This window comes from Indioceanicola profundi, assembly GCF_003568845.1.
In the GTDB taxonomy this organism is placed as follows: Bacteria; Pseudomonadota; Alphaproteobacteria; order Azospirillales; family Azospirillaceae; genus Indioceanicola; species Indioceanicola profundi.
In genome coordinates this window covers 267,415-291,110 of the sequence record NZ_CP030127.1, presented here as the reverse complement: position 1 = coordinate 291,110, position 23,696 = coordinate 267,415, and the positions used below count along the sequence as shown (strand labels likewise).

At 66.0% G+C, this 23,696-nt stretch carries 17 protein-coding genes; 9 read left to right on the top strand and 8 right to left on the bottom strand.

Annotated elements, in window-relative coordinates:
* Positions 1-21: 21 nt before the first annotated feature.
* Positions 22-777 (bottom strand): FkbM family methyltransferase, encoded by a 756-nt coding sequence (locus DOL89_RS17625; RefSeq protein WP_162937635.1) that lies wholly within the window; start codon positions 775-777, stop codon positions 22-24.
* A gap of 285 nt (positions 778-1,062) precedes the next feature.
* On the opposite strand from DOL89_RS17625, the gene DOL89_RS17620 reads away from it, so the two are divergent.
* From DOL89_RS17620 to DOL89_RS17610, 3 genes are read left to right on the top strand one after another with little or no spacing between them, the layout of a single operon-like run.
* Entirely contained in the window at positions 1,063-3,165 is a 2,103-nt protein-coding gene (locus tag DOL89_RS17620) for a TonB-dependent siderophore receptor (RefSeq protein ID WP_119680688.1), read from the top strand.
* A 16-nt stretch (positions 3,166-3,181) separates the two neighbouring features.
* Positions 3,182-3,742, top strand: a complete 561-nt coding sequence (locus DOL89_RS17615; protein ID WP_162937634.1) for a hypothetical protein — start codon at positions 3,182-3,184, stop codon at positions 3,740-3,742.
* Between the two features lie 11 nt (positions 3,743-3,753).
* Positions 3,754-5,241 (top strand): PepSY-associated TM helix domain-containing protein, encoded by a 1,488-nt coding sequence (locus tag DOL89_RS17610; RefSeq protein WP_119680686.1) that lies wholly within the window; start codon positions 3,754-3,756, stop codon positions 5,239-5,241.
* A 31-nt stretch (positions 5,242-5,272) separates the two neighbouring features.
* On the opposite strand, the gene DOL89_RS17605 is transcribed toward DOL89_RS17610, so the two are convergent.
* The 4 genes from DOL89_RS17605 to DOL89_RS17590 form a co-directional block, all read right to left on the bottom strand.
* Complete coding sequence (locus DOL89_RS17605) at positions 5,273-5,749, bottom strand: DUF2214 domain-containing protein (RefSeq protein ID WP_404813512.1); 477 nt, start codon at positions 5,747-5,749, stop codon at positions 5,273-5,275.
* A gap of 8 nt (positions 5,750-5,757) precedes the next feature.
* Positions 5,758-6,147, bottom strand: coding sequence for a DUF6152 family protein (locus tag DOL89_RS17600; protein ID WP_119680684.1), 390 nt, complete (start codon positions 6,145-6,147; stop codon positions 5,758-5,760).
* A gap of 162 nt (positions 6,148-6,309) precedes the next feature.
* Positions 6,310-8,373 (bottom strand): alkaline phosphatase D family protein, encoded by a 2,064-nt coding sequence (locus DOL89_RS17595; RefSeq protein WP_119680683.1) that lies wholly within the window; start codon positions 8,371-8,373, stop codon positions 6,310-6,312.
* A gap of 122 nt (positions 8,374-8,495) precedes the next feature.
* Positions 8,496-10,922 carry a TonB-dependent receptor gene (locus DOL89_RS17590; RefSeq protein WP_119680682.1) on the bottom strand — a complete coding sequence of 809 codons (2,427 nt, stop codon included), beginning with the start codon at positions 10,920-10,922 and terminating at the stop codon, positions 8,496-8,498.
* Between the two features lie 252 nt (positions 10,923-11,174).
* Here DOL89_RS17590 and DOL89_RS17585 point away from each other — a divergent pair, with 252 nt between their 5' ends.
* Both DOL89_RS17585 and DOL89_RS25015 read left to right on the top strand, forming a co-directional pair.
* On the top strand, positions 11,175-12,404 hold the full coding sequence (locus tag DOL89_RS17585) for a flavin monoamine oxidase family protein (RefSeq protein ID WP_119680681.1): 1,230 nt from the start codon (positions 11,175-11,177) through the stop codon (positions 12,402-12,404).
* A 194-nt stretch (positions 12,405-12,598) separates the two neighbouring features.
* Entirely contained in the window at positions 12,599-12,793 is a 195-nt protein-coding gene (locus tag DOL89_RS25015) for a hypothetical protein (RefSeq protein ID WP_162937633.1), read from the top strand.
* Positions 12,794-13,004: 211 nt separating this feature from the next.
* On the opposite strand, the gene DOL89_RS17580 is transcribed toward DOL89_RS25015, so the two are convergent.
* Positions 13,005-17,045, bottom strand: coding sequence for a hybrid sensor histidine kinase/response regulator (locus DOL89_RS17580; RefSeq protein ID WP_162937632.1), 4,041 nt, complete (start codon positions 17,043-17,045; stop codon positions 13,005-13,007).
* Between the two features lie 488 nt (positions 17,046-17,533).
* Here DOL89_RS17580 and DOL89_RS17575 point away from each other — a divergent pair, with 488 nt between their 5' ends.
* Together DOL89_RS17575 and DOL89_RS17570 are read left to right on the top strand one after the other, a co-directional pair.
* Entirely contained in the window at positions 17,534-18,073 is a 540-nt protein-coding gene (locus tag DOL89_RS17575) for a YcbK family protein (RefSeq protein ID WP_162937631.1), read from the top strand.
* A gap of 592 nt (positions 18,074-18,665) precedes the next feature.
* Entirely contained in the window at positions 18,666-19,346 is a 681-nt protein-coding gene (locus DOL89_RS17570) for a LuxR C-terminal-related transcriptional regulator (RefSeq protein WP_162937630.1), read from the top strand.
* On the opposite strand, the gene DOL89_RS17565 is transcribed toward DOL89_RS17570, so the two are convergent.
* Positions 19,343-20,314, bottom strand: coding sequence for an alpha/beta fold hydrolase (locus tag DOL89_RS17565; protein WP_225890026.1), 972 nt, complete (start codon positions 20,312-20,314; stop codon positions 19,343-19,345). The two genes, DOL89_RS17570 and DOL89_RS17565, sit on opposite strands and share 4 nt — an antisense overlap.
* A gap of 241 nt (positions 20,315-20,555) precedes the next feature.
* On the opposite strand from DOL89_RS17565, the gene DOL89_RS17560 reads away from it, so the two are divergent.
* Both DOL89_RS17560 and DOL89_RS17555 read left to right on the top strand, forming a co-directional pair.
* A complete protein-coding gene (locus DOL89_RS17560) occupies positions 20,556-20,975 on the top strand; it encodes a CopG family transcriptional regulator (RefSeq protein WP_119680676.1) in 420 nt (139 codons plus the stop codon).
* Between the two features lie 67 nt (positions 20,976-21,042).
* Positions 21,043-22,266, top strand: coding sequence for an extracellular catalytic domain type 1 short-chain-length polyhydroxyalkanoate depolymerase (locus DOL89_RS17555; RefSeq protein WP_119680675.1), 1,224 nt, complete (start codon positions 21,043-21,045; stop codon positions 22,264-22,266).
* A 127-nt stretch (positions 22,267-22,393) separates the two neighbouring features.
* Here the strand turns inward: DOL89_RS17555 and DOL89_RS17550 are convergent, their stop codons facing one another.
* Positions 22,394-23,671: a cation:proton antiporter domain-containing protein gene (locus DOL89_RS17550; RefSeq protein WP_119680674.1), complete on the bottom strand. Its 1,278-nt coding sequence runs from the start codon at positions 23,669-23,671 to the stop codon at positions 22,394-22,396.
* Between the last annotated feature and the right edge of the window lie 25 nt (positions 23,672-23,696).

The window sequence follows — 23,696 nt, the reverse complement described above, 5'->3', positions numbered from 1 at the left end:
GCGGTGCGGAACAGCTGACCTTCAGGCGTTGAGGTCACTTTGCACATTGATGAAGAGCGCGTCGCAGTAAACCAGGATTTCAGGCGCTTGCCCGCCGTCACGGCGTGAGGTCCGACGCCCGCGGCACTGGTTGTAGATGCCATAGAGATGATAGCCGTAGTCGGCCAGAAGGATGCGGAATTCTTCCAAGGACGGCTGCGGCCGGCCGGGCGCCGAGAAGCCGGCCTCTACCTCGATCATGTCCACCTTGGAGCGCGACAGTGTTTCCGCTCCCCCCTTCAGAACCTCCAGATCGTGGCCTTCGGCATCGATCTTCAGCAGATGGACACGCTCCACCCCGTTCTGCTCCACGAACTGGTCCAGCGTGGTCATCTGGATGGTTTCCGTGTGCTGGCAGGAGCCCCAGTCCGGGCGCAACGAATTCACCGCGGCGCTTTCGTTGATATACATGGTCTGCTCACCGGGCTCGGCGCCCAGCGCCAGCGGAAAGTACCGCACGTTGGAAAGATGGGACGTACGTTCCTGCAAGGTGGCGAAGGTGGAGGCAACCGGCTCGAACGCAAAGATGCGGGCAGGAGGAAGGTGCTTATCAAGGCGGAGAATGGTCCGGCCGTCATTGGCCCCGACGTCGAAGATCACGTCCTGGTCCGTCCAGCGGCGCAGCCGGCTGATCGTCTCATAGAGATGGACATCGTAATTGGCCGGCGGTTCGAGCAGCCCGATCCGTCGTGCCGCGGCCTTCAGACCCGAACGGGCAGTCCTCCTCCAGCTCGACATGGCATTTTCCCAACCTGCTTTCGTTCCAGAGCCTGAGTAGCTCCTGGTTAGAGGAATGCCCCGGCGTGCGGTTCTGTTCCGGATGGAATGCGGCCAAAGGGAAGCAACGTCACGCCTTGCTTCAACCCGCAGCTCTATATCGAGGGCTGCCGGGCCGCAGTCGCCGTCACGCCGGTGCATTCATGGGATGCAGGATACCATAATCTCGCTGCCGCAGAGCGAGCACGCTTGCAAACGCGAACGAGTCGCATTATCACGCCTCTGAGCACATCAGGAGGGGCGGAGATGAGCCGAGTTACGGCATTACTCGTTACGGGCAGTTTGATGGTTCCGGTCGGCGCGGCCTGGGCGCAGGACGCACTCACACAGGTGGCGCCGGACAAGCCGGAGGAGATCATCGTAACCGGGCAGCTCCGCCGCTTCGGCGCGACCAAGTCGGACACGCCGATCCTCGAAACGGCGCGGTCGATCTCGATCGAGACGGCGCTCGACTTCCAGGACAAAGGCTTTGAAACTCTGGACGATGCCCTGGGATACACGGCCGGTGTCACCGCCGAACCCTATGGGTTCTCCACCCGTGGCGACTTCAGCTCCGTACGCGGCCTGGACGTACCGGAGTACCGCGACAATCTTCAGTTCCTGTTCGGCTTCTACAACAACCCGCGCCCTGAGCTTTATACGCTGGAGCAGGTGGAGGTGCTGAAGGGGCCGGCATCCGTGCTCTACGGATCCGGCTCGCCGGGCGGCATCATCAATGTGGTGACCAAGCGTCCCTTCGCCGGGACCGCTGCAGAATTCCGCGGCCGCGTCGGCTCCCATGACCGCTATGAGATCGCGACCGACCTGAACGGCTACATTCCGGGGACGGGCGAGGTCGGAACTGCCCGGCTCGTGGCGCTGTACCGGGATACCGGCACCCAGATCGACGAGGTGGATGAGGAAAAGATCGTCGTGGCGCCGGCCGTCACGATACAGCCGGCATCCGGCACGACGATCAGCCTTCTTGCCAACTATACCCGACAGGATACGGATACCGCCCACCAGTTCTATCCTGTCACGGGCACGCTGCTGCCCACGGCGGACGACCGCAGGATCGACACGACGGAGTATCTCGGCGAGCCCGGATTCAACCGCTACAATTCGGAATCGGTGTCGCTGATGCTGATTGCGGAGCAGCGCCTGACCGATTGGCTGGATTTCGAAGGGGTGGCGCGCTACGTCGAATCGGATGCGGACTATTGGCAGTCCTGGCCCACTTTCCTGGGCACCGGCGTGCCGCGCATCGATGCCGACGGCAACGCCGGACGCACCTTCTACCTGGCGGACAACCGGTCGGAACAGCTTGCCTTCGACTCCCGCCTGCGCGGGATGTTCACGACGGGGCCGCTGGAGCATGAGGTGTTGGCCGGCATCCAGTACCAGGATGTGACGACCGACAGCGACTCTGCCAGCCTCAACCGCGGCACCATCAATGTCTTCGACCCGGTCTATGGAAATGCCCCGACGGAAGCCGAGATGCGGGCGTTGCAGATCGATGCCCCGTCGAACTTCGTCGAGCAGGTCGGATATTACATCAGCGACCAGATCACCTTCGGTCAGTTGATCGTCAATGCCGGCGTCCGCTTCGATGAGGTTGAGAACCGGGTGCAGCGGGGCACGACCCAGCGCGACACGACGACGAGTTTCGGCGCCGGGGCGCTTTACCGCCTGCCCCTCGGAATTTCCCCCTATGTGAGCTATGCCGAATCCTTCCAGCCCGTGGTCGGTATCGACACGCTGACGGGAAACCGGCTGAAGCCTCAGGAGGGCCGGCAGTACGAAGCAGGGGTGAAGTGGCAGGTGCTGGGCGTGCCGGCCTTCGTCACCGTTGCCGGCTTTGATATCGAGCAGTCGAACCTGCCGAACCCGCAGGCCGTCGCCGGCGCGGACAGCCAGCAGGAAGGCACCGCAAAGATCCGCGGGATCGAGGTGGAAGCGAACGGGACGATCGGCGGTTTCCGCATCGACGCCAATTATAGTCTGCTCGATAGTGAAGACCCGAACGGCCTCCCCCTGTCGAGCATCCCGAAGCACCAGGCATCGCTGTTCGGAATCTACAGCTTCAGCGAGGGGCCGCTCGCAGGGTTCCGCCTCGGCGCCGGTGTCCGCCACATCGGCAAGAGCGAAAGCTCCGGCATCTCCGCCCTGACCAGCGAAGTGATCACCTATGTGACCGATGCCTATACAGTGGGCGACATCGTCATCGGCTATGGATTCGGAAGCTGGGATCTATCGGTGAACGCCAGGAACGTCACCGACGAGGACTACTTCACCACATGCCTTGCGCGCGGCGACTGCTATCCCGGCGAACGCCGCTCCGTGATCGCCACCCTCTCCTACCGGCTCTGACAGAATGGGCGGCATCATGGAAACGGCACTCGGCATTGCGATCATCGTCGCGGGCATCGCCCTTCTCCGCCTGGCATGGGCGAGAGGCTGGGACGGCGTCCGGACCTGGACCGGATGTCTTGCCCTCCTGGCAGGCCTTATTCTTCTGGCCGCAGCGGATGGGGCCTGGGGCATCGCCGTCGGGTTCATCGCAGCAATGGTGACAGCGTTCCTGATCCTGGCGCGGGCCGCCGCAACCTCGCGGCCGGCGAAGGAACGTCCGATCCGCGAGGCCGCGCCAACAATCCTGCTGCGCCCCGAAGGGGCCAAGGGTCTGGCCCGGCGTTTCGCCGTATTCCTGATCACTGTGCCGGGAGCCGGCATGGCGGCGGGCCTTGTCGCCCTGGCTCTACAAGCCTTGACGCGGGCAGCAGGCTGGCTGGAAGCGGACAGCACGACGCTCGGGCTGCTGGCCCTTCCTGTCGCCTGGGCCACACTGGCGGTCCTGCTTCTCCTGCAGACGCGGCCGGCTGCGATGCTGAAGCCGCTTCTCGGCACCGGGTTCATCGCCGGTGCGGCGCTCTGGCTGGCTATCTGAGGGAGGGAACGATGGCTGCATTTCCATCCGCCGATCTGGTCCGTCGGGCCCTGTCCGGGCATGCGGCGGTCGGCCTGCTGGCCGGCGGACTGATCTATCTTCTCGCCCTCAGCGGCACGATGATCGTCGTGCATGAGGAGTGGCAGCGCTGGGAACAGCCGAACATCGCGGAGATGGAGGCAATCGATCCGGCCGCGGTCCAGCGCGCCGCCAGGCAGGTGCTGGCCAGCGAGAATGGCAAGCCGCTGACCGAGCATTTCTATGTCCACCTGCCGACGGATGCCCTTCCCCGTACCGTCATCACGACCGACAACCAAGCCGTCTATATCGACGCGGACGGCAATGTCGCCGGACCGGAGGCCCATGCCTGGACCGAGTTCCTGATCGGCCTGCACTATTATCTTCACCTGCCATCGACGCTGGGACTGACCGTGGTCGGCGCATTGGGCGTGATGCTGGCGGCATTGGTCGTCGGCGGGGTGTTGGCCCATCCCCGCATCTTCCGCGACGCCTTCCGCCTGCGCGCCCGCGGCCAGCGCCAGCTTGCCTTCGCCGACTGGCACAACCGGCTTGGCGTCTGGACGCTGCCATTCAGCCTTGCGAGCGCCATAACCGGCGCCCTGATCGGTCTTGCCACCGTCCTGGCCTTCGCAATGGCCAGCATCTACTACAATGGCGACATGGAAGCGGTTTTCGCGCCGGTCTTCGGCGCCGAACCCGCCCATAATGAGCGTGCCGCCCCCCTAGCGAACATCGAAGCCGCGTTGCGGCACATGGCGGCGGCGCATCCCGAAGTGCGTCCGACCTATGTGATCCTGCATGAGCCGGCGACAGCGGGGCAGTATCTCCAAATCCTGGCCGATCATCCGCGCCGGCTGATCTTCGGGGAATACTATACCTTCGATAGCGATGGCCATTTCCAGGGGACGACCGGACTTGCCGACGGTACGCTTGGTCAGCAGCTGGCCGCCTCGGTCTACAAGCTGCATTTCGGCAGCTTCGGCGGCCTGCCGGTGAAGCTGGCCTATATGGTCTTCGGACTGGCGCTGATGGTGATGACGGGCACCGGCGTCTGGATCTGGCTGATCAAGCGCCGGCAGCGCGGGCGCGCCTCCCCCCGGCTGGAGGCGGCCTGGGTTGCGACCCTTTGGGGAGCGCCGGCACTGCTGGTCCTGACCTATGATTACCGCGCCCTGGCAGGGCCGGAGGCGCAGATGACGGCCCTGTTCTGGGGCGGGCTGGCCATGATGATCGGCTGTTCCGCCGCAATCGGCAATGCCGCCGCCTCTGCCCGTTGGCTGCGCGCGGCGCTTGGCGGGCTGCTGTGCCTGACGGCCCTGTGGCACCTTGCAACGCTGGACGCGCCAATGCCCGCCATGATCACGATGGACGCTCTGCTTGTCCTGACCGGCATCGGCATGATCGCCTGTGGCCGGCTGCCCAGGGGTGGAAGCAAACCCGTTGGCATTTCCCCGCTCCTGGACCAGTCCGCCGAGTAGGCGGCTGGCAGCGTGATCCGGGTTCCTTCGACTATTGCAGGAACCCGATCCAGCGGCCGGCGACGATGGCGCCGGCCCAGATGGCGAGCGAGAGCGCGGCTGAAAGCTTCACCAAGCCATGGACGTCGCCGCCGGCAAGCGCACGGTGCCAGTAGGGGTTGAGGCGGAGGAGCATGGCGTTTGCCGTCCCGAGGCCGACCAGCCCGACCTTGGCGAGAAAGGCCGGGTTCTGGACATAGGCCGCTGGCCGGACCGAGAACAGCAGGAAGCCCGTGACGACGGCCAGCGCCAGCCCGACCGCCGCGATGCGGGACAGCGGCGGGCCGAGCGCGCCGACGGCATGGCCCTTGAAAAAACCCAGCAGCCGCAGATCGAGTGTCACGATCGCGCCGATCAGAAGCCCGAAGCTGAAGATATGGGCTGCATTCACCAGCGGATAGGCCACGTTCGACCGGCGCAGGGCGGCGGCGACCGGCCATTCCGAAAGCGCCTGCAGCAGCTCCATCAAGGGAACCGTCAGCGGCTCTGGATGCGGTTCGGATAGAGGTCGAAGTTCCGGCCGTCGATGGTGATGCGGACGGCCTTCATCCGCTTTTCATCCGGGTTCTGGGACCGGTTGCCAAGGGCGACGACCTTGTCCCCGGCTTCGGCCGATCCCTCCACGAATCCGGCATTTTCCGTCTGACGGGGATTGGCGAGTTCCACGGTCCAGATGCCGTCCTCCTCGGTTTCCACCCGGAGGCTCGGGTGTGGCTGGCCGATATAGACTTCCTGGATCGTTCCGGTCAGCTCCATCTGGTCGGCTTCCGCCCAGTCCCAGCCATGGTGGGCGGCCGCACTCGATGCGAAGGCGGTTCCCGCCACCAGTCCGCAGGCCAGCATCCGCTTGATCGCGTGGAATTCCATTGCCAGTCTCCCCGGTGCGCCAGCCGCCCCGCATCGGGGCTGGCCTTGCAGAGAGCTTATATGGCGGCGGGACGACGTCAACCGCTCGTCCGCCCCATCTTCTTCCCGCGGAGCCGGATTGCCGTAGCGCGCCGGGGCGGACGCGCTGCGGCAGCACCGGGATCAGGCCAGGGGAAAGGGCTTTTCGCCGCTCACGACGGGCTCATCCATCACGACCTGCTTTCCCGGTTCCTGTAAGGGAACCAGGAAGCGGGCCGTGCGCAGCACCGGCGCTCCGTCCCGCCCATGATCCTGACGTGCCGGCGCAGTCGCCACCATCTCCACCTCCACCCCCGACCGATCCGCGGTGAGCAGGCCGAAGCCGTTGCAGTTGGTGTCGCAATAGCGCAGGTGGGGATTCTGCCGCGGATTCCGTGCCGCCTGCGCCGCCGCGACGTCCCCGGTCTTTGCCGCCGTCATGGCGGCCCTGGTTCCCCACAGGAAGGTGAGATTCATATTCTCCACCATCGTGCCGGCCGGCCGGCCCAGCGCGGCGCCGTCGAACACGACCAGGGGGCGGACGGGATTGTCCGGCTTCATGAGTCTGGCGGCGCTCTGGAATACCGGATTGCTGGAGATACCGGCGACACTGAACTCCACCCCCACCGATATCGGCTGCGGCGCGTCGTAATCGTCGTACAGCATGCCGGCGAAGCTCTGGTGATGGTCGCCGGACAGGCTGACCACGTTCGTGACCCCTTCCCGCTTCAGGAAGCCCAGCAGCTCATTCCGCTCCGCCATGAAGCCGTCCCAGGCGTCGGCAGTCAGCACGACATCCGTGGCCTTTTCGTCGATGGCATGCATGTCGATCCGCATCGGCATGAGCGGGACGGAATTGGCCCACAGCTTCCAGGTGGCGTCGGAGCGCTTCAGCCGCTCCTTCACCCAATTTTTCTGCTGCGGTCCCAGCAGCGTGCCCGGCGGGGAATCCTTGCGCGGGTTCGGCACCTGCCGATCCCCGACCGGGATCGTCGCCGGCGGATTTCCGCCATTCGCCGTCCGCCCCGCATCCATGAGCTGGACCAGCGGCTTGGGCAGAAAGTACGTGGCCGTGTTGGCGACCATCATCGCCAACTCGTCCGGAACGGCATGGTCGGAGCGGTAGCTGCGGGTATCGGTCAGCACCAGCTCCACATTCCGGCCCCAGCGCAAAGCGCGGTAGATGCCAAGGGTGCCGAGTGCCGCCAGATTGTCCGGATCGTCGGCCAGCCCGTCCTCCCGTGTGGGAGCCGTGGCGGCCAGACCGTCGCCCACTGTGGCCGGCTGGAAATCCGCATCCAGGCGGGCCGGGATATATTCGAACCAGGCTTGGTTCGCCGCTGCCTTCAACGCGGCGGCCGACCGGCCGGCGAGCGTGTAGGTCGTCACGGTCTGCCAGTTGTCGTTGGAGAACTCGTGATCATCCCAGATGGAAACGAAGGGGAACAGCGCCCGCGCTTCCCGGTAGTCCGGATCCGACAGGAAGGTGCGATAGAGATGCCGGAAATCCTCCAGCCCATCGGCCTGGACCGGCCCCTTGCCGTCCGCGGCCTCCCGGATCGGGCGTCCTCCGCTGGGCAGCGGACTGGCATTCCGGACCTGTCCATAGCCTACGGTCTCATAAATCTGGTCGCCGAGATGCAGGACGAAGTCGATGCCCTTCGTCCTGTCCTCATTGATGATGGCACGGTATGCGCCGTAGTAGCCGTCCTCGAAGCTCTGGCAGGAGACGAAGGCCAGCCGTACCGGCCGGTCCGCCTCCGGCAGCGGGGCGGTGCGGGTGCGGCCGGTGAATTCCGGCCGGCTGCCATCCTGGGCCAGGAACCGGTAATGGTAGACGCGGTCGGGCTGGAGTCCCGTCACCAGGGCACGGACGGTATGGTCATGGGCGGCCAGCGCCTCCACCGTCCGGTCCACCACCACGCGGCCGAAATCCGGCGTCTCCGCTATTTGGAGAGTCAGAGGCACGGAGGCGGGCGTCGCCCCGTCCGCAGCCTGCACGCGGGTCCACAGTATGACGCCGTCCGGCGTCGGATCGGCGGAGGCAAGGCCCTGCGGGAAGCGAAAGCCATTGCCGGCCGCCAGCGCCGGTCCGATGCCGGGAATACCGGCCGCACCGGCCGTAATCAGCGTCAGCCCGCCCGTGGCGACCATCCGCTGGATCAGGGACCGCCGGGTCAGCCCGGCCGTGGAGCAAGGGTTCGTCATGAACTGGTTTCCTGAGGACGGGCATTGCCGGGCTGGACCGGCTTTGGAAAAAGCGATCCAACCCGGCGGCCACAGCGCCTGCGCACCGTGGCCGCCGGGATAGGGAATGCAGGATTGGCCGATCAGAAGCGGATGCTGGCTTCCAGACCATAGAAGCGGGGAGCGCCGGCCACATAGGTCGGGAAGCCGAAGGACTCGCCGGTGTTGCCCGCGTCGATCAGGTATTCCTTGTCGAGCAGGTTGCTGGCGAAGGCCGTGACCGACCAGTTGCCGTCCGGCGCTTCGATGCCGAGGCGAAGGTTCAGCAGGCCATACGCCCCCTGCTCAATCCCCGGCGTATTGTTGTCGTCGAAATAGACCCGCGACCGCCAATTATAGGTCGGGGTGACGAAGGCGTTCAGCCCGTCGGCGATCTGCACCGACCCACGGATGCCGAGGGCGAAAGAATGCTTCGGTGTCAGGCGGAAGGTATTTCCGGCCCGCTCCTGCGGATTGCCGTCGCTGTCCGTGTCGTCGAACTCCGCGTCGATGTAGGCGTAGTTGCCGAACAGGTCGAGCCACTCGGTCGGGCTGGCGACGAATGACCCCTCGAAGCCGAGCGCAGACGCCTTGCCGGCATCGACATTGATGAAGGGCGGGTTGGTGCCCTCCGGGTTGGCGACGGAGGTCTGGAAATTATCGTAGTCGTAATAGAACACCGCGCCTTCAAGCTGCAGCATGTCGCCGAGCGTCGAGATCTTGCCGCCCGCCTCATAGCTCCACACCGTCTCCGCATCCAGCACGCCGGTCGTGGCGGCGCTGGCCGTCACCTCGACCACCGCAGGACGGCGTCCCTTGGAAACGCTGGCATAGAAGAGGCTGCTGTCGGTGGGCTGATAGCTGGCGACCGCGCGCCCGACCCAGGAATGGAAATCCTCGGAGAGCGAATTGCCCGCGAGCGGCGGGAACGCGATGGCCAGCAGTCCCGGCTGCGCCACGCCCTGCTCGTATGTGGTCTCCATCTCCTCATAGGTGTAGCGGACGCCTGCGGTCAAAGACAGTTCGGGCGTCAGGTGCCAGGTGCCGTCGGCAAAGGCCTCCCAGGCCGTCGTCTCGCCGAAATTCGTGAATTCGCCGAAGGCCAGCGGCTGCAGAGTCGTCGGCAGATTATCCACCAGACCCGTGAAGCTGGCCGGCAGGAAGGCTGCGGCGCCAGCCCCACGGGCGGCTGCCAGGAAGGTCTTGAGCTGGTTGAAGAAGGCCAGGCTGTTGGCAGGGGTCGTCGGGGCGAACGGGTTCTGGAAGGCCGGGAAGGCGGGCAGAAGTCCGGCAAGCGGGGCGGCGGCGGGATTGGCGTTCAGCCCTGCGCGAATCTGCTCGATGCCCGGCGCCAGGGTCGGCCGGATCTGCTCCAGGAACAGGCCGGAGAACAGCCGCTCATCCGAGGAGAAGGGAACCCGCTGGTAGCCCTTCTCATGGAAGAAGCTGCCGCCCACGAAGCCCTGGAAGCTGCCGCCCGCATCGAAGTTGGCGCGCAGTTCCTGGCTCCACTGCTCGCCATGGGCATCTTCGCCGAATTCCAGCAGATAGCCGAAGGTTCCGTCCGCATCGAATTCCTCATAGGCATCGAATTCACGATACCCGGTGATGGAGGTCAGGGAGATGCTGTCCGATACTTCGTACTCAGCCTGAAGCGTGGCGTTGAAGAGTTCGCGGTCGACACCAAGATTGTCGCCGCGCGTCAGCGCGGCCGCCTCGTACGGGCTGGTGCTGCCGCCGGCGATGGGCGGAGGGACGAGCCGGGACTTGAAGGAGGTGCCGGTATAGTCGTCCTCCTGATAGTTCACGGTGGCCGTCAGGTCGAACCGGTCGCCCGACGTCAGAAGGAAGGAGCCGCGCACGGCGTCGACCTGCACGCCGTTCAGAGCCTCGTCGCCCAGGATATTGTCGATATAGCCGTTGCGCTCACGATGGACCGCAGCGATGCGGATTGCGCTGTTGTCCGTGACCGGAGCGTTGAACGCCGCTTCGAACTCGCGGGCTTCGTAATTGCCGATCCCGATGCGAACACCACCCTCGACCTGATCAACGGAGGGCTTGCGGGTAACGATGCTGACTGCGCCGATCTGCGCGCCGCGGCCGAACAGCGTGCCCTGCGGCCCCTTCAGCACCTCGACCCGCTCGATATCGAACAGCTCCGAGATGGCTCCACGGGCGCGGCTGGCCGGCACGCCATCGATAAAGACGGAGACCCGCGCCTCCTGGTTGGCCGCGCCGCTGTCCGACGTGATGCCGCGGACGACCAGACCCGGATTGTTCGGGCTCTGCAACTGGACCTGAAGGCCCGGCACGAACTCCGACACCTCATCCAGCTCGCGCAGGCCCAGGGTCTCCAGGAACTCGCCCGAATAGGCGCTGAGGGCGATCGGCACATCGGCGGCCGCCTGCTCGCGCTTCTGCGCCGTGACGATGATCTCCTCAAGCTGCTGAGCGCGCGCTTCCGCGGAAGGCAGGGCAACAACAGCGGCGCTGAACATCAAAGCGACCTTGAGACTGGTCGAACGGACCATGGAGGGCTCCCGAGCATTCTGATTGGGGACGCCATGCGGCGCCCGGATGAGTGCGGGGACCCTTCGCCCAGAAACGTTGCGGGCTGTTGACGGTCGTATGAACCTTTTCGTCTGCGCCGAAGGGGGGGCCGGATGTATGCAAATCAGCAACAGACATCCCGACCATCGGGGAACCGACGCCCAGCCATCCAGTTGGAGCGGCCATGCCGTGCGCGAGGGCACATATGCCGGCTGACAGGACAGAGCGGGTAGATGAGCGAACGCGACGTGATCGTGATCGGCGCCGGTGCCGCGGGCCTGGCCGCCGGACGCCTGCTGGCCCGGGCGGGCGTGGATGTACTGGTGCTGGAGGCCCGCGACCGGGTCGGCGGACGCGCCTGGACGGTGGAGCCGGAGCCTGGACTGCCGATCGACCTTGGCTGCGGCTGGCTGCACTCGGCCGACCGCAATCCGTTGACCCGGATCGCCAAAGTCATGGGGTGCGGTATCGACCGGACGGAGCCCGACTGGGGCAAGGTCGGCGGCAGCGACCAGGCTGACTGGAACGCCGCCCGGGCCGGCTTCTACGACCGGCTGGACCGGATCGGCGCGGAGACGCCGGATCGGCCCGTGGCCGATGCGCTGGAACCGGGCGGCCGCTGGAATCCATTGCTGGCGGCGGTGACCTCCTACATCAGCGGCGCCGATCCGACCCTGATCTCGGCCGAGGATACGGCGCGCTATGCGGACACCGGCCGGAACTGGCGTGTCTCGCACGGGTACGGCCATGCCATCGCTCAATATGGTGGAAGGGTCCCCGTCGCGCTTTCCACCAGGGTCACGCGCATCGACCACCGCAGCCGGCGCATCAGGGTGGAGACCGGCCAGGGCGGGCTGGCCTGCAAGGCCGCGATCGTCGCCGTGCCGACGCCGGCCTTGGCCGAAGGGGAGCTGCAGTTCCTGCCGGCACTGCCCGGCAAGCGGGACGCCGCCGCCGCCCTGCCGTTGGGTCTTGCCGACAAGCTGTATTTCGCCATCCGCGGTCCAGCCGACGACCTGCCCGCAGATCACCATCTTCTCGGCTCGATCCAGCGGGCGGATACGGGAAACTACCAGATCCGCCCAAGCGGACGGCCTCTGGTCGAATGTTTCTTCGGCGGCAATCTTGCCGCGGAGTTGGAACGGCAGGGGTCGGCCGCCATGGCGTCCTTCGCCCTGAATGAGCTGCGCGGGCTATTGGGCCAGGATATCGTCAGCCGCCTTGTCCAGCGGGCGCATTGGTTCTGGGGCGCCGATCCACTGGCCCGCGGGTCCTATTCCTATGCCGTACCCGGCGCCGCCGCAGCCCGGTCGGACCTTGCCAGCCCGGTGGAGGACCGCCTGTTCTTCGCGGGCGAGGCCTGCTCGGCGGAATCCTACTCCACCGCCCACGGCGCCTATCTGAGCGGACGCGCCGCGGGACGGCAGGCCCTCCGGGCTTTACGCGGCTTCAAGGCAGCCTAGGCAGATGATCCGACGTCGACCGTGCGGTCCCTCGGCAGCGGCGGACTGGCGGTTCCAATCGCGGTGGCGATGCTTCCCGCCAACGGGCTGAAAGCCTGCGATTGCAGTTCCGTGACAGCAGAGGGGGGCTGAATGTTGAGAAGCAGAGTTGAAGAAGCCGGGTCGGCTTCGAAGGCGCTCGGGAGCAGCGACGAATGGACGATAGCACACGCCGCTATGCGGCCACCATGCAAGGATTCCGGGCCAGCGCCTGTGCACTGGTCAGTCAGGCGCGCCGCGCGCCGGGTTTCACCACCGCGGACAGCCTGCACAACAGCCCCGTAGGACAGCACACTGCCGGGGAGTCACGGCGCATTGGCGGTGAGATTCCCGCATCCGTTCCCGAATAGCCAAGCCGCTGACGGTCTCTGTCCCAGCTACCATGCAGATGCCGGGCGCCGGGAGGCACCCCGGCTGAACGCGCGCAAGGCGGACCGGCCAAGGCCGGCCGTCTCCTTTGCCGTCCGCTCCTGCCCTTCTTCGCTACGTGCCCGGCAGCAGTTCGACCTCGGTTCCAGCGGATGGCGCTTGCGCCGCCCGCCGGGCAGCAGCACCGCGGGTTCAGGAATGATCCAGGACGATAGGCTCCAGCGCCTCTTTCTCCGAGGTGCGGGAGCGTATCTCCCGCAAGGTGGCCGTCATCGCAGCCCGCAGCTCTTCCAAGCGGGTCCCGAGCGGCTCCTCTGCCAGGCCCGCCGCCCGCTCCAGTCCTCCGGCAGCTTCCGCCAGGGCGGCAAGACCGAAATTGGATGCGACGGAGCGGAGCGCATGGGCCTCATGTCGGATCAGTGTCCGGTCCTGCGTGAACAACAGCGCATCCAGGTGCCTGGGAATGGTTTCGACGACGGATTCCAGCAGTTCGGAATGGAGCTGTGGGCCGAGGCTCCGGCTCAGCCCCGACCAGACTGTCCCGTCCAGCACCGCCCCAGGCTGCGCCCCTTTGGGATAGGCAGGCAGCCCGGTTCCGTGAGCAACACTCCAGCCATCGACGGCGGCCAGCAAGGCGGCCTGATCGATGGGCTTGCCCAGATAGCCGTCCATGCCGGCGGCGCGACACAGGGCGACCTCCTCCGGAAGGGCATTGGCGGTCAGGGCCAGGATGGGCACCCGTCCGACCGGGGCCGGCAGCGCCCGGATGGCGCGCGTCGCCGCCAACCCGTCCATCTCGGGCATCTGCACATCCATGAGCACAAGGTCGTAGTCGCCGGACAGCACCTTTCGCACCGCCACAGCCCCATCCTCCGCAAAATCGACGGTGTGCCCGGCCCTGGTCAGGATGGTCCTGACCAGGAGCTGGTTCGCGGCCAAGTCTTCCGCCACGAGGATGTGCCTGGGACGCCCCGCCCCATGCCCGGCCGGAAGGGTCGGAGAGGATTGCGCCGGGGCGGTTTCCGGCAAAGGCACCTCGAACCAGAAGGTGCTGCCGCGCCCCGCCGCGGAATCCACCCCGATCGTACCGCCCATGCGGGTCACGATGGCCCTGCAGATCGCAAGCCCGAGACCGGTGCCGCCATATTTCCGGGCATGCGTGGCATCAACCTGACTGAATCGCTGGAACAGCCGGTTCTGCCGGTCCGCGGGCACGCCGATGCCGGTATCGCTGACTGCGACCCGGACCTGTCCCGGCGTTTGGGGGGAGGATACTGCGACCGTGATCCCACCCGTTTCCGTGAACTTCACCGCATTGTTGAGCAGGTTTAACAGCACCTGACGAAGCCGGTGCATGTCCCCCAGGACAAAAGCGGGTAGCCCGTCGGCCAGCGTCACCTCCAGTGACAGCCCCTTCTCCGCCGCGGACGCAGCCACGATCCGCGCCGAGGCATGCACGAAGTCAGCAAGGGCAAAAGGCTCCAGCACCAGTTCGAGCTGCCCGGCCTCGCTGCGGGACAGGTCGAGAACGTCGTTCACCACCGTCAACAGGGATCGGCTTGCATCCCGCACCACCTCGGACCATGCTCGTTGCTGCGGGTCGAGATCGCTCTCAAGCAGAAGGTTGTTGAAGCCGATCACCCCGTTCAGCGGAGTTCGGATTTCGTGACTCATGCTGGCCAGGAAGGCGGCCTTGGCATTTGCCGCCGCTTCCGCGGCTTCCTTCGCCTCCGCCAAGCGCTGGTTGGTTTCCTCAAGATCCTGCGTGCGGGCCGCGACCACGCGTTCAAGGGCCTGATGCCGCCGCCGCAGGATGGCCGTCCGGGCCTGCACGATCAGAAGGATGAACCCGAACCCGCCCACACCCAGAAGCATGCGGAACCAGTCGGTCTCGTACCAGAAAGGCGCCACCCGCACCTGAAGCGACAGGGCGCCCTTCTCCTGCCCGCTGGCCGCCGACACCGCCCGCACCCGCAGCTCGTAGCGGCCCGACGGCAGGTTGGTATAGGTCGCGGACGGCAGGAGCTGCGCCGCCTCGATCCAGTCCGCGTCGAACCCCTCCAGCTTGTGGTAATAGCGCAGGTCCGACCGGGCCCTGTAATCCAGCAGGGCGAAATCCGCCTTGAGGCTGCGTTCCGCCGGAGCAAGCTCCAGCACGCCGCCATGAACAGGAACGGCGGCAGGCGGCAGGGAGGTCTGGTTGATGCTGAGGCCGGTGATCGCCAGCGCCGGGTTCGGCGCCGTATGCTCCAGCGCGTCCGGATCGATGATGGACAGTCCGCCGGGCCCGCCGAACAGGATTTCGCCGTTCGGCCCCGTTCCCATTCCGCGGATAAAATAGCTGTCCACGGTCACCCCGTCCCGCTCACCCAGGCGGCGCACGGCCCGTGTCCCGGGATCGATGGCGACCAGATTGGTCGGCGTCGCGGCCCAGAAGCGGCCCGCAGCATCCTGGACCAGCGAATCCACATTGTTGTGCGGCATCCCGTGCCGCCGGTCGATCACCTCGAAATTCGGCGTCCCGGCCAGCTGGTCCAGGGTGGTCGTGGCGATGCCGCCGCCCGACATGGCAACCCAGAGACGTCCGGAAGAGTCGACGCTGATGTTGGTGACATAGCCGTGGGGCAGCGCCTGCGGGTTCCCCTGCATCGGCCGGATGCTGCGGAAGACGGACGCTCCGGGTTCCGCGATGCTGATTCCCCGGGCCGTTCCAACCACCAGCCGGCCGTCGGGCAGCCGCAAGGCGACACGGACATGATTGTCGGCCAGGCTTTCCGGATTGGCGGGGTCATGCTGGTAAGAGGTGCAGGCGCCCGATGCCGGGGTGTAGCGGAACAGGCCGTCATAGGTGCCGACCAGGATATCCTGGCCGTCCAGCCCCAGGAAAAGGATGATCCTGTCCTCGACGCAGGCGATGGCGGAAGGCGTGACGGCGAAGCTGAAGGGGTCGATCCGGGCCACGCCGCGTGAGCCGGCGAGGACCTGACCATCGGGAAGCTGAAGCAGCGCCTGCACATCGCGGCCCGCCTGCGGCTCCGGCAGGGCCAGCCGGTGCACCTGCCCGACGGCCAGATCGAACACGTCGATGCGCCCGAGCACCAGCCCCGCCCAGACGCGGCCGTCCCGGCTGGTCAGCGTCGATATCACCCCGTCGACGCTCAGGCCGCGCGCGGCGCTGGGGGATGCGAAAATGCTGCGCACCGTGCGCGCCAGGGGATCGTGCCGCTCCACGCCGCGGTGGGTGCCGACCCAGACATTGCCCGACCGATCGGCGATCAGGCTGCGTATGCCGTCGCCGTTGAGGCTGGTGGCGATGGCGGGATCGTTCGCCAGCCGGTCGGTGTAGCCGGTATTCATGTCGGCAAGGATGATGCCGGCCCCGTCGGTGCCGAACCAGAACCGGTCCGGCGCGACCTCCAGGATGCTGCGGATGGTCCGCCGGTTCGCCAGTCCTCCCGGCTCCGACAGGCCGGGCAGCGTATGGGCGCGGCGGGTGCCGGGATCGATGTAGCCGGCGCCGGACACGCCGGTGCCGAACCAGATGCGGCCCTTGGAGTCCTCCAGGAACGCCCAGGTCTCACCCGCCAGGACGGTGGCGGCTTCAGGGTCCGCGGCTTCGAGACGGTGGAATGCCGCCGAACCGGCCCAGCGGACCGCCAGCCCCAGCTTTCCGCCGATCCACAGATTGCCCTTGCTGTCCTCCATCACGGCGAACAGGCGGCGGCTTTCGGGTTCGCTGCCATCGGCGAACTGCAATGGAACCGGCCGGATCGCGCCGCTGGCGACGTCCATGCGGTCCAGCCCCTGCTCGGTGGCAATCCAGACCGCTTCCCCACGGGATGCAGCCAGCGCGAATATCTTGGCGTGGGAGGTCCCGCCGGGGCCGATCGGGACGGGCTGGAAGCGGTCGTGCACGGGATCGTGGATGACCAGCCCGCCGGCGTTGGTGCCGATCAGCATCCGGCCGTCCTGCAAGGGCAGCAGACTGCGGACATAGGCGTCCGGCAAGGCTCCGGTGCTGCCTGCCCGCCCCTCCATGCTCTGCAACCGATAACCGTCATAGCGGACGAGCCCGCCAAAGGTGCCGATCCAGATCAGCCCGTCCCGGTCCTCCGCCATGGCGCTTACCGTATCGTGCGGAAGCCCGTTCTTGGTGGTGAGGTCATGGAAAACGACGGCGGCAAAGCGCTGCCAAGGATCAGCCGTTTCTTCCGCCGATGCGGCAGGGGTCATGCTCCCCAGGATTGAGACGGCTACCAGCAGAAAGGCCGCCCGGACAGGCCGGATCTTTGCAGTAACGTGGAAGCAGTCTGCAATTGCGGATGCCAGCGCGTTCAGTCCGCTTCGCACCGGCGCGCGGGCCGGGTCCGACTCCAGGCCGGACGACGGCCGCCGATTCACGGAGCGCATGAGGAGCTGCCGTACCACCACTGCCTGTTCCTTCCACCCCGGGAGTCACGCGCCGAGATGGAACGGACCACCATGCGACCTCGGCGGTCCCTCTCCTGTTCGGCCGGGAACTTGGGTAAGTATCGTTAAAATAGTGTTTATTCAGCAGCTTATGTCGGGTTCCGCCCTGCCCGGCCCGCAGGTCTGCCCTTCCGATCGGATAGAACTGCTGCCTTTGAGTCCGCCGGACCCACTTTGATGAGGTATCCCCGGCCGGGCCGATCCAGCTATTGGGGTTTCATGATCTTGCCACCTACCAGATCAAGGAAGCTATGCTCCACCGTCGTCAGTTCATCCTGACCAGTGCCGCCATGCTTCTGGTCGCACCCGCCCAGGCCCGTTCAGATGTGTTCGTCCCGCCGCGCAAGCCGCGGCGGCTACACCTTCTGGCCACGGCCGATGGTGAGACATTCCGCGCCACCTACTGGGCGGACGGGCGCTATATTCCGGAAGCTCTGGTCGAGGTCAGCAACCTGCTCCGCGACCGGAACACAGGCGAGATGTGCGACGTCGATCCGCAACTGCTCGATTTCCTATGGCAGGTCCAGCACCGCCTGGACACCCCGGCCCCGTTTCATGTGACATCCGGCTACCGGAGCGAGAAGACCAATGCGCGCCTGGTGCGTCGCGGCCGGGCCGTCTCCCGCAGCTATCACACGCTGGGCCGGGCAGCGGATCTATGGCTGCCTGGGCGCAGCCTGGAGCAGATCCGTCGGGCGGCCGAGCATCTCGACTGCGGCGGCGTCGGATATTATCCGAAGTCCGGCTTCGTCCATCTGGACAGCGGCCCGTCGCGCTGCTGGCAGAGCTGATCAGGGACGCCACCGTCCAATCTGGTATGAACTCCAAAAGCAGGCGCAGGCCGCTTCTGATTGGATCTGTTCAAAAGTCCAACCCTCTTTGTCCACCTCCAGATAGTACAGCAGCACGCCGTGATCTCTGGCGAGCTTACTGAAGGGCGGTCTGCCGGCTTGGCCCTGTGACCGCCATTCAGGACAACCAGCGCGGCGGCAAAGCCGACAGGCCGCAGGGGCCGGCTCGGGAGCATTGCGCCGGCGCGGGCCGAGGAACGCTGCTGGGCGCAGAAACCGATGCCGACCACGGCTGCACAATTCAATTCAATCAGCTTCGACGAAGCTGAAGCGGTCAGCCGGTTGCGGGATCACCCCTTTCCAACAAATGGACATGGTGGATCGGTTTGCCGTCGGCTTGCCGCAGCGACCACACTGCGTCACGCACGGCGGCGGGGCTCAAGGTTGAAGAACATTACTGGAATAGTCACAGCCGCGCCGAAATAGTTCGCGCGGACCCATAATAATCCTCGGAAAAATGAGCATCGCCACTCAACAGGTGGTAGTCTGCTCTACATTTATATGCGGGACCATAGCATACCAGGGAATAATCATGGATCACACCGGGCTTCTAATCATCGACCCATGCAATCTTTTCCGAGCCGGGCTCGGCTGCATCCTCCCGCAGGATATGCAGGTGATTGTCGAGGCGGGCGATGTAGCAACCGCGCTGCGGCTCCTCAGCGCCCGCGATCTCAAGGACCGGGTTGATATCGTCCTGCTGGATGTTGCAGCCGATCAGAGTTTGGGAACAGACATCCTTACCCTCAAGGAGGCCCTGCCCGGGGTGCGTATCGTCCATCTGACGGCAACCCCGACGGCCGGACGGCTGCAGACGGTGTTCGAGGCCGGCGCCGACGGCTGCCTCACCAAGGACCGTTCGGTGGAGGCGCTGGCGCAGGCGATGCGCCTGGTCGCCATGGGCGAAAAGGTGTTTCCTTCCGAGCTGATGCGCCTTCTTCGCGAGGCGCCTTATTCCGAAGCGACGAATGTGCGGATGAGCGGCCTGTCCGGACGTGAGACGCAGATCCTGCGCGCCCTTCTGGACGGCGAGAGCAACAAGGTGATCGCCAATGCTCTGCGCATCAGAGAGGCCACAGTCAAGGTCCACCTGAAAAGCCTGATGCGGAAGTTGAAGGTTACCAATCGGACCCAGGCGGCCATGTGGGCAATGAACAACGGCATGGCTTCCAGCCATCAAGCCCAGATCACCCTGGCGGGCAACGACCGCTAGGTCAGAGCCGCCGAACGGTCCAGGACTGTTTCCGTAGCGCCAAGCCGGGCTCGCTGCCCGGCCCTTGCCGCCACCTCGTCCACCGCGGCTGCAACCTCGTCCGGCACGGCATAGTGCACCATATGGCCGGCATCCTGTATCAGGCGCAGAGAACTATGCCGAACCTCCTCATGGAGACGTTTCGACTGCCGGTCGATATCCGCGACCTTGTCTCCGGCTCCGGCGATGATGGCGAGCGGCATTCTCAGCTCTCCATACCTGTGCTGCAGGCCGGACGCGGCGGCGGCCATCATGGCGCCGTCCCTGGACATTGCCTGAAGCTGGCTGGGCCGGAGCGCCATTCCGGTGGAGAAGGAGCGTGAGAACCGCGCCGGCACCTGCTGCGGCGTAAACATCCCTTTGATGAAGACCGGCATCAGGGCAGCGCCCACCAGCGGCGAAACCGTATGGCAGAACAGGTCGCCGACAACCGGTAGGGCCGGCGGTCCGGTCAAGACCACGTCCGCACGTGCAGTCGGGTAGTAATAGCCGCCCAGCAGGACAAGGCCGCGCACCGCCTCCGGATGATCAAGGGCAAGGGCCGCCGCAACCAGCGCTCCCCACGAGTGGCCAAGAACCAGGGGCTGCTCAGCTCCTAGAACATCAAAGGCGCGGCTCAGAAGGTCAGCCTGCGCCCGCGGCGTCCATGCGGTGCCCCGCGGCCGCTCGCTATAACCGAAACCCGGCCGCTCGATCGCGATGACCCTGTATCGGGCCGCCAGCCGGTCGAAAAGGCCGCTGTATACGAAATCCTGGGCGGAAACGATGTTGCCATGGAGGAGAACGACAGGCGGCCCGTCACCCTTCTCCAAATAATGGAGCCGCACCCCGTCGACATCCGCGAACCGGCCGACGGGAGGATTCCGCCTCTCGGCCCGGCGGGTCTGATAGGCATTTGCCGCCGCGGCGGCGAGTGCAAGCGCGGTCATGCCAATGACGGCGCCTGTGCGCGTCAGATGCGGACCGGATGCGGGGCGGTGGTGGTGAATTCTGTTCATCGTTACGGCTCCAGCACAGAGCTTGTGCAATGCAACACAACATGCCGCTGGCGAAGGTGTTACGGGCTGTCAGGAACCGGCGCGGATTGGCGGTCCTTGTTTTCCATCCTTGCAATCGACTCGAACCAACTCCATATACCATCCACATGGATGGTGATTGGATGGATCAGCGATGGCGGACAATGTTCACGAGATACGCCCGAAAATGGCCGAGAGCGAGAAGATCACGATCAATCTCGGCTTCGTCGATCTGGGTCAGATCGATCTTCTGGTCCAGGAAGGCTTCTATTCCAACCGCACCGATCTCATCCGGACGGCGATCCGCAACCAGATCGATCGGCACGCCGACGTGGTTCGGCAGGCCGTAACGCGGAAGAGCGTGGATCTCGGCCTGCGGCACTTCAGCCGCCGGGACCTCGAAGCAGTGCGCGATGCTGGAGAAATGCTGGACATCCGCGTGTTGGGGCTTGCCAGCATTGCCCAGGATGTCAGCCCCGAGCTCGCCCGCGCATCCATCTCCTCTCTCTCTGTCCTGGGCGCGCTGCACGCCAGTGCCGCCGTCAAGGCCGCCCTGGCCGACCGCATCCAGTGATCTCCGGCGTCCCCTTCAGGGGCACCAACCCATTCTCTGCGCAAAAATGCGCATGCAAGGACCCGATATGCCCTTCGATTTCAAAGCCGGTATGGAAGAAGCGACCCGCCTCACCCGTGACGGCAAGCTGGCGGAGGCCACCGCGCTGATCCAGCGCCTGTTCCAGAGTTCAGGCAGCCCGGAACCGGCAACCAAGGCCTCTCCCGCCACGATCGACGCGGATTATGTGGTGTTGGATGGCCCGGCGTCCCGGCCTGGCGCCAAGCCCAAGGCCAAGCCTGACGCTGATCGCGCCGGTGCATTCGGTGCCGGACTGCATGCACGCCCACGGCACGGGCTTGCCGAAACGTTGCGTCAACTCAAGGTCAAGGTGAAGCCGGGCTTTGGCGGCGGCATTGCCGGCGCGCGGCCCGCGGCCGATCCATTGCCCGACGGCGCCGCCTTCCTGACCGCGTCCTACAGCAATCAGGCCGGCACCAGGGCCTACAAGCTCTATGTGCCCGCCAACCTGCCGGAAGGACGGCGTCCGCTGGTGGTGATGCTGCACGGCTGCACCCAGTCCCCGGACGACTTCGCCGCCGGAACCCGCATGAACAGTCTGGCGGAAGAATTCGGCGTTCTGGTCGCCTATCCGGCCCAGCCGACATCGGCCAATGCGAACAGGTGCTGGAACTGGTTCAATCCGGAGGATCAGCGGCGCGACCGGGGCGAACCTTCCCTGCTTGCCGGCATCACGCGGCAGATCATGCGCGACCACGATGTGGACCCGGCCCGCGTCTATATTGCAGGCCTGTCCGCTGGCGGCGCTGCGGCCGCCATCATGGCGGCGGCCTATCCGGATCTTTATGCCGCCGTCGGCATTCATTCGGGCCTGCCGGTCGGGGCGGCCAGGGACATGCCCTCCGCCTTCACGGCGATGCGGCAGGGCTCGGCCGCGGATCGGCTGGCTGACCGCGCCATTCCCGCGATCATCTTCCACGGCGACCAGGACACCACTGTCAATCCGCGCAACGGCGATGCGGTGGCCGGCCAGTTTGCAGGTCCGGCAGGCGGGAGCAGGTTGACAAGCCAAAGAGGCCAGGCCCCCGGCGGACATGCCTACAGCCGCACGGTCCGGAGCGACGACAAGGGGCGCACGCTGGGCGAAGTCTGGACCATCCATGGGGCCGGACATGCCTGGGCGGGGGGAAGTGCCGCCGGCTCCTACACCGATCCGCGGGGGCCCGATGCCTCGCGCGAAATGATGCGGTTCTTCCTGGATCAACAGAACCGGGTGGCTGATCCTGTCTGAAGACCGGCAGGTGTGAACGCCCATGCGTCCATGAGCAGTCCGGTGGGTCGGTGGGGTCTATGAGCCCCACCGACCGGCCCTGCTACGACAGAACTGCACGCTGCGCCAGTCCCGTATTTCCGGGAAATCAGCTCTTGGCGGACATCGCCTCCGCCGCCCGCTCCGGCTCCCGCGGCTGGCGTCCGCCATGGCGGGCGTAAAGCATGGTCAGCGATGCCGCACTCGTCCCATGGGCGATGACAGAGGCGAGCACGGCCGCTGCGCCCGCGTACCAGACGATCCCCTCCCCCGATTTCTCCGCCGCGTGGGTGCTGTAGAAGATGGCGGCAACGCCAAGCGGGCCGAACCAACCCAGGAACGCCATGTCCCGGCCGTCCAGAGGGGGCCGTTTCAGGATCGGCCACAGCGCCAGGAACATGGGCGGACGGCGGAGCACCAGGATCAGGACAGCGAACAGGGCGTACATCCACGGCGCCTCGGCCCAGTCGCTCCAGGGGAGCGCTGCGCCGAACAGCAGGAAGACCGGAAGGGTGGAAAGCTGGTTGACCCCCTCCTGCACCCGCTCCTCAGCCTGCCTGTCGGCGCTGCCGCTGGCGGCATTGAAGGCAAGGCCCGCCGTGAATACCGCCACCAGCCCGTCCGTGCCCGTGATCCGCGCCAGCCCAAGGGTGAGGAGCGAGAGGGAGATGGTCAGGGTGAGCATGGAATAGCTTTCCACCATGCCCAACCGCTCCGCCCCCTTCAGGGCCTTGCCCGTCGCATAACCGAGCGCGGCCCCGCCCAGCGCCGCCAGCACAACATCCACCAGGAACCGGTCCAGTAGCCAGGTCAGCACCGGCTCCCCCGCAGGACTGTGGGTGAGCAGCAGCAGAGGCAGCATTACGAACGGGTATGCCAGCCCGTCATTGGCCCCGGACTCCAGCGAGAGTACGGCGCGCACACGGACCGGCAGGTGGCTGGCCGCGAACTCCCCCGAGACGATGGATGAGGACACGACCGGGTCCGTCGGCGCAAGAACAGCTCCCACCAGCAGGGCAAGTACCGGCGCCAGCCCCAGAACCCACCATGCGGTCAGCCAGCCCAGGCCGGTCATCAGCAGCATGCCTGCGGTCAGCAGCCACAGCACCGGCCGGCCCACCGTGCGGAGATCGCTCATGCTGATCCGCAGGGCCACCCCCATCAGCGCGATGGAGAGCGCGAGCCGCGTCGCCTCAACCAGAATGGTTTCTGGCTTGCCCCAGTGGGCAAGATCGACCCAGCCTAGTAGATGCGGTCCCGCTGCGATGCCGAGGAGCGTAGCGATGAGCGGTTCCGCCAGGGGCGTCTTCTTGACGGTCCTGGAGCAGAGGGCCAGAACCAGCACAAGAACGCCCGCCAGGGAGATGGTGACATAGACCTGATGCATGAACCTGCAACAGGTAAGCTGGCAG

What these genes read in the sequence shown, in the direction of transcription:
- DOL89_RS17615 (WP_162937634.1), top strand. Translation starts at nt 3,182, where the DNA reads ATGGAAACGGCACTCGGCATTGCGATCATCGTCGCGGGCATCGCCCTT.
- DOL89_RS17585 (WP_119680681.1), top strand. Translation starts at nt 11,175, where the DNA reads ATGAGCGAACGCGACGTGATCGTGATCGGCGCCGGTGCCGCGGGCCTG.
- DOL89_RS25015 (WP_162937633.1), top strand. Translation starts at nt 12,599, where the DNA reads ATGGACGATAGCACACGCCGCTATGCGGCCACCATGCAAGGATTCCGG.
- DOL89_RS17555 (WP_119680675.1), top strand. Translation starts at nt 21,043, where the DNA reads ATGCCCTTCGATTTCAAAGCCGGTATGGAAGAAGCGACCCGCCTCACC.
- DOL89_RS17550 (WP_119680674.1), bottom strand. Translation starts at nt 23,671, where the DNA reads ATGCATCAGGTCTATGTCACCATCTCCCTGGCGGGCGTTCTTGTGCTG.
- DOL89_RS17600 (WP_119680684.1), bottom strand. Translation starts at nt 6,147, where the DNA reads ATGGAATTCCACGCGATCAAGCGGATGCTGGCCTGCGGACTGGTGGCG.
- DOL89_RS17580 (WP_162937632.1), bottom strand. Translation starts at nt 17,045, where the DNA reads ATGACCCCTGCCGCATCGGCGGAAGAAACGGCTGATCCTTGGCAGCGC.
- DOL89_RS17595 (WP_119680683.1), bottom strand. Translation starts at nt 8,373, where the DNA reads ATGACGAACCCTTGCTCCACGGCCGGGCTGACCCGGCGGTCCCTGATC.
- DOL89_RS17620 (WP_119680688.1), top strand. Translation starts at nt 1,063, where the DNA reads ATGAGCCGAGTTACGGCATTACTCGTTACGGGCAGTTTGATGGTTCCG.
- DOL89_RS17575 (WP_162937631.1), top strand. Translation starts at nt 17,534, where the DNA reads ATGCTCCACCGTCGTCAGTTCATCCTGACCAGTGCCGCCATGCTTCTG.
- DOL89_RS17610 (WP_119680686.1), top strand. Translation starts at nt 3,754, where the DNA reads ATGGCTGCATTTCCATCCGCCGATCTGGTCCGTCGGGCCCTGTCCGGG.
- DOL89_RS17560 (WP_119680676.1), top strand. Translation starts at nt 20,556, where the DNA reads ATGGCGGACAATGTTCACGAGATACGCCCGAAAATGGCCGAGAGCGAG.
- DOL89_RS17625 (WP_162937635.1), bottom strand. Translation starts at nt 777, where the DNA reads ATGTCGAGCTGGAGGAGGACTGCCCGTTCGGGTCTGAAGGCCGCGGCA.
- DOL89_RS17590 (WP_119680682.1), bottom strand. Translation starts at nt 10,922, where the DNA reads ATGGTCCGTTCGACCAGTCTCAAGGTCGCTTTGATGTTCAGCGCCGCT.
- DOL89_RS17570 (WP_162937630.1), top strand. Translation starts at nt 18,666, where the DNA reads ATGGATCACACCGGGCTTCTAATCATCGACCCATGCAATCTTTTCCGA.
- DOL89_RS17565 (WP_225890026.1), bottom strand. Translation starts at nt 20,314, where the DNA reads ATGACCGCGCTTGCACTCGCCGCCGCGGCGGCAAATGCCTATCAGACC.